General features: G+C 32.9%; 1 protein-coding gene. It reads right to left on the bottom strand.

Going from position 1 to position 3,584, the window contains the following annotated elements:
- Positions 1 to 161: 161 nt before the first annotated feature.
- A complete protein-coding gene (locus ACSZPU_RS24350) occupies positions 162 to 3,482 on the bottom strand; it encodes an HAD family hydrolase (protein WP_499004142.1) in 3,321 nt (1,106 codons plus the stop codon).
- Positions 3,483 to 3,584 lie beyond the last annotated feature (102 nt).

The raw sequence follows: 3,584 nt of genomic DNA, 5'->3' as shown, positions 1-3,584 counted from the left end.
TTATCGGTAGTTAACCCTTCCTCCTACACTCTCCACAATCATGTCCGAGCGTTGCACTTATTATCTGAATTCGCGCCAAAAAAAATAATTATACAGACAATCCTAAATATATAATAAAATGGCCATACAATATTAATTGCATGGCCATTTTCATCTAAAAATCAAGCAATTTTGCGCCCAATAAACTTATAATAAGTTGAAATAAAATAGTTTTTTGAGTCCGCAAAAAAGAGTTCACGGTCTCTCTGATATTTTCTAACTTTTCTATCGTTTACACTAATCTTTATTAACTTACTCTCAATAGCTAAGAGCTTAGATCTCTTCATTACCACGGTTTGTTTTTCATCAGTTTTTTTCTTTTCTAACACATTAGCATTAGATTGTTGAACTGGTGTTGCACGTTTGCCATCAGTGGCCTTGAAGAACTTTATTGCCGCTTCTTTCCAAATCATGTTTGAAATAGCCGTTTTATCACCCTTCATGGAATCTGGAACAAAAAGGTAACGCCGTGCGTTAGGAACTACAGAATCCTCAAATAACACTCCTTTAAAAATTGAAGCATCTTCAAGATCTGGATTTTTAAGGAATTGGTCAAACAGCATTGACCCTATTTCAGGATCAATAGGTGAGGTCAATGTATCCGAGCTATAGGATGATTTTAAGCTCTCTGCTAGTGCTAATACCCCGGCATGAATATCTTTAACTACAGATTGTCGAACGGAATCATCAAAATCAGTCTTTATAAATTCAAACCCTATTTCGGTCCGTACGGGTCTAATGAAACTATAGTCTGCATCGCAAAAAATGGACTCATAGAAAAAACGGTGAGTACAAATTCCATTTCTACTCGAATTTGGAATTCCTAAATTTAAACTGTAGCCATTGATGAGTGATAAATCATCAATATTTTTTATCGCCGTATTGAACGTTGCGTAATAAAAACCATGGATATTGCTCTTCTGCAAAATGGATCTGTAAGCAGCCTGCATTGTACCCGCATATCCTATATCGACGATCGCAATATCATCTGAAGTATCCATACCTTCAGATGTTAAGTAGCTATTCAAAACATTTCTTTCTTCACTTGCATTCAGCAGTATCTTATCGGCTAAAGTCGATACTAAATCAGCAAGTTTCTCTTTACTAAATTTCCCACCAATGGGATGGTCATAACCAGACATGCCGTATTTGGTTAGAATATCTTCACCATACATATCCTTTGATAAACCAAAACGTGTTTCCAACCATTTAGATATGGTAGTCGAATAAATTGTTTTATAAACTTCTGAGAGTAAATCAATCCTGCTTTCATAAAGAGGGATTTTTACAGAACGTCTTGATGAATAGAGATATTTTATTTGGATATCATCATTAGAATAAAGTGTATTAAAACAGTCATAAACAATCTTGGTATCTCTAGATAAGAAGTAAACCTTGTTAATATTTTTCTTATTAAGCTCATTACGTAGCCATGACGTAAAACCTAAAATTAATGGCCCAAATGCACAGTACCCAAATTTAAATCGATTTCCATCATATAGACTCTTATTAGCAGCGAGTTCATCGTCATAGAAACGGTTAGTAACTGATGTAACAATTGCATCCAGTAAAGGAGTTTTATTAACAGATATACTATCGATCCAATCTTTCAATTGAACATGTTTAAATTTAGCAATATCAAGAGATCTAGGTATTCTATATGCTAAAATTCCCATTTCTTCCGGAACTTTGATATCACCATCGATGTTATCGCCGATATGAACAATATCAGATTTTAACACTGCATTGTCTTCTAAAACATATTTAAATAGATCGCCTGTTTTTTTCTTCAATCCAATTTCACAAGATACATATAATTGAGAGTACCCATTAATGTTATTTTTTAGTAAAATTCTCTCAATAATATCTGATGTTAAATACATATCAGAAGTCAATATTATTTTTTTATTAACTTTTTTAGCATAATCTAAAATCTCAATACCTCTATCACGTCTTATTATATTTTCAATTTCGACTTCGATTTCGAGATTCATTAATTCAGTTGCAACCTCATCTGCCAAAGACAGCATCGATTTAAATTCTGAATAAATTTCATCCAAGGTACAATCTTGCCTTCCTGCATCTTTTGCATTATCTAATGCTTTGTTCTCTGAAAGAATTCTGAATTGCTTAAAATCTCTAATTTTCACCTGAGCATTTTTGTTATATTTTTCTTCTACAAGATTGAATATTTCTCTAGGCGAAAACACTTTCCTGGTGATAAGTGTATCAAAAATATCGAAGGAAACTATTTTACAATCATCAATTATTTCATAAATCGTTTTAATTTTTTTAGATGCCATCTTCGAATCATTCCTTCCTATGCTGTTGCTATTTTTATTCCATAACGTTGACACCGTCTGTTTGAGGCTTTCAACTTTATCTATATTTCGATAACCCCAATAAAATGATAGTGCATCTCGTGTTTTATCTTTACCAGAGAAATACTCTACTGGTTTCAGATCCCGGGTTGAAATAACAGGTGATAATATTTTACTCCAAAAACTACCATAAAATATTTCATGCATTACACTTTGATAATTACTAATATCATTACCTATTGTAATTACCGGGCGATATAAGAAATCAGTTTTTTTCCCGAAATACTTTGCTTCATGAACCACAGATGATGAAATTGAGAATACATACTCAATTTCTGGTGAAGCCAGCAAATGGTATGCTGGATCATTATTTAACGAAACATTCTTAAATCGTTTAAGGTAATTGAGAATTTCCTCATCACCATCTTTCACAAAAGGATGTCGACTGTAATATACATGGTCATATTTTTTCACTGCGGTTTCGAATTCGTTCTTAAAATCCAGCAGTGTAAGCATTTTGTTATCATGGAATATAGCTTTATCGGTAAGTGTTTGACCAACAAATAAAGCTGAATTAGCTTTAAGTTTTATATTACTACGACGATGCCCTCTGTAATTTTGAACTTTCAACCTATCTGCATATAGGTGATAGGCTTCAGAATTAATGTTAAACTCGTTAAGCAATGAATGAACACTCACATTGTTTGAGCATAACCCAAAAAGTACGTCATCTAAATATCTTATCGGGTGCAACCAGATATCAATATATGTAGCACCTATGTTTTCTAAAACACGTCTAGTTTGATTAGAAAGCTCATAACCAATAATTATATCATCTTTCCCAAAAAAATCAGACAGATAACTATAAGCTAAGTCGGTAACATCTTTTTCATTGTAATAAAATTGTTTTGCAGTTGGTTCGTAGTTTATTCCAGAACGTTTGAAAAACTCGGATTGCTCAAATTTTATCTTATTATATTTACCTGTAGAAAAACAATTTATTTCTATATTAGTGGACAGTGAAAGAGGTCTATTTAAAAAATCATTGAGCCATCGAATATTATTATCTTGCTCCTCTGAACTCGTCATTAAGAAGTCGGATGCGATATATATTTTTTTCATTTAAAACCTTCAAAAATTAACGTTACTCTTGGCGGATTCAACTCCGAAGTGCAACGCTAAGCCGCCAATCTTAGCTCTGCAAACACCACAGACGGTTGCCTG

It is taken from the genome of Phytobacter sp. V69, assembly GCF_965644215.1.
Classification (GTDB): domain Bacteria; phylum Pseudomonadota; class Gammaproteobacteria; order Enterobacterales; family Enterobacteriaceae; genus Phytobacter.
Note: the sequence above shows the minus strand (reverse complement) of the source record. Positions and strands in the feature narration are given on the sequence as shown.